Source organism: Pseudomonas sp. Y5-11 (assembly GCF_022368695.1).
In the GTDB taxonomy this organism is placed as follows: domain Bacteria; phylum Pseudomonadota; class Gammaproteobacteria; order Pseudomonadales; family Pseudomonadaceae; genus Aquipseudomonas; species Aquipseudomonas parakoreensis.
The window spans coordinates 1,055,973-1,058,080 of sequence record NZ_CP058974.1 but is presented as its reverse complement, the minus strand read 5'-3'; the positions used below and the strand labels follow the sequence as shown (position 1 = coordinate 1,058,080).

General features: G+C 61.3%; 4 protein-coding genes (1 of these 4 only partly in view). All 4 read left to right on the top strand.

Annotated features, from left to right (window positions below):
- Positions 1-25, top strand: partial view of an immunoglobulin-like domain-containing protein gene (locus HXW87_RS29580; RefSeq protein ID WP_345773069.1) — the end only. It extends 341 nt beyond the left edge of the window; the window shows 25 of its 366 coding nt (coding positions 342-366); the start codon falls outside the window, past its left edge; its stop codon occupies positions 23-25.
- Positions 22-930, top strand: a complete 909-nt coding sequence (locus tag HXW87_RS29575) for an immunoglobulin-like domain-containing protein (protein WP_345773068.1) — start codon at positions 22-24, stop codon at positions 928-930. The genes HXW87_RS29580 and HXW87_RS29575 overlap by 4 nt, the downstream gene beginning before the upstream one ends.
- Positions 927-1,403, top strand: coding sequence for an immunoglobulin-like domain-containing protein (locus tag HXW87_RS29570; RefSeq protein ID WP_345773067.1), 477 nt, complete (start codon positions 927-929; stop codon positions 1,401-1,403). Before HXW87_RS29575 ends, HXW87_RS29570 begins: the two co-directional genes overlap by 4 nt.
- Positions 1,379-2,108 (top strand): immunoglobulin-like domain-containing protein (locus HXW87_RS29565; protein WP_345773066.1); only part of this gene is annotated, 730 nt, incomplete at its 3' end. The genes HXW87_RS29570 and HXW87_RS29565, both read left to right, overlap by 25 nt.

The following is a 2,108-nucleotide window of genomic DNA, read 5'->3' as shown; positions in this document are numbered from 1 at the left end:
TCGATCGTTTACACCGCAACGTTGACCAATCCGGCCGGCACCCCGGTGACCGTGACGTTGAGCAACGGCTCTGTCATTACCATCGAAGCCGGCAAAACCACCGGTACCGTGACCGTTCCGGCGCCTGCCGATGACGTCTATAAAGACGCCGGCAAAGTGGAGGTCAGCATTACCGGAACCAGCGGTGGCAATTTCGAGAACCTCGTTCCGAGCACCGTGCCGGCAGTCACCGAAGTGACCGACACCATCGATACTTCGACCGTCAAACTGACCGCCGATAACTCGGTGGCCGAGGGCGGCACCGTCACTTACACCGCCACCGTTGGCGCCCCCGTGACCGGTTCGCCGGTTGTCGTGACTCTGGCGAACGGCCAGACCATCACCATCGAAGTGGGTAAAACCACCGGCACCGTGACCACCACCGCGCCGAACGATGCGTTGAACGGTCACGAACCGCTGACTAACTCGATCACCGGCGTCACCGGCGGCAACTACGAAAACCTGGTTGCCGACAAGACTCCAGTCAGCACCACCGTTACCGACACCGTCGACACCACCAACCTGTCGCTCAGCGCGACCGGCACCGTCGCTGAAGGCGGCTCGATCATCTACACCGCGACCCTGACCAACCCGGCGGGCACCCCGGTGACCGTGACCTTGAGCAACGGCTCGGTCATCACCATCGAGGCCGGCAAAACCACTGGCACCGTGACTGTTCCAGCCCCGGCTGATGACGTCTACAAAGACGCCGGCAAGGTCGAAGTCACGATCAAGGATGCGTCCGGCGGCAACTTCGAAAATCTGGTACCGAGCACCGTCCCGGCCGTGACCGAAGTCACCGACACCATCGATACTTCGACCGTGAAGCTCAGCGCCGATNCAACGGCTCGGTCATCACCATCGAGGCCGGCAAAACCACTGGCACCGTGACTGTTCCAGCCCCGGCTGATGACGTCTACAAAGACGCCGGCAAGGTCGAAGTCACGATCAAGGATGCGTCCGGCGGCAACTTCGAAAATCTGGTACCGAGCACCGTCCCGGCCGTGACCGAAGTCACCGACACCATCGATACCTCTACCGTGAAGCTCAGCGCCGATACTTCGGTGGCTGAAGGTGGCACCGTCACTTACACCGCCACCGTCGGTGCGCCGGTCACCGGCTCACCGGTTGTTGTAACCCTGGCCAACGGTCAGACGATCACCATCGAAGTGGGTAAAACCACCGGCACCGTGACCACCACCGCGCCGAACGATGCGCTTAACGGTCATGAGCCGTTGAGCAACTCGATCACCGGTGTGACCGGCGGCAACTACGAAAATCTGGTGGCGGACAAAACCCCGGTTTCGACCACCGTTACCGACACNCGATCACCATCGAAGTGGGTAAAACCACCGGCACCGTGACCACCACCGCGCCGAACGATGCGCTTAACGGTCATGAGCCGTTGAGCAACTCGATCACCGGTGTGACCGGCGGCAACTACGAAAATCTGGTGGCGGACAAAACCCCGGTTTCGACCACCGTTACCGACACTGTCGACACCACCAATCTGTCGCTGAGTGCCACTGGCACCGTGGCGGAAGGTGGCTCGATCGTCTACACCGCGACGCTGACCAACCCGGCCGGTACGCCGGTCACCGTGACCCTGTCGAACGGCGCGGTGATCACCATCGAAGCGGGTAAAACGACCGGCACCGTGACCGTTCCGGCGCCAGCCGATGACGTCTACAAGGACGCCGGCAAAGTCGAAGTCACGATCAAGGATGCGTCCGGCGGCAACTTCGAAAATCTGGTACCGAGCACCGTCCCGGCCGTGACCGAAGTCACCGACACCATCGATACTTCGACCGTGAAGCTCAGCGCCGATACTTCGGTGGCTGAAGGTGGCACCGTCACTTACACCGCCACAGTCGGTGCACCGGTCACCGGCTCACCGGTTGTTGTAACCCTGGCCAACGATCAGACGATCACCATCGAAGTGGGTAAAACCACCGGCACCGTGACCACCACCGCGCCGAACGATGCGCTTAACGGTCATGAGCCGTTGAGCAACTCGATCACCGGTGTGACCGGCGGCAACTACGAAAATCTGGTGGCGGACAAAACCC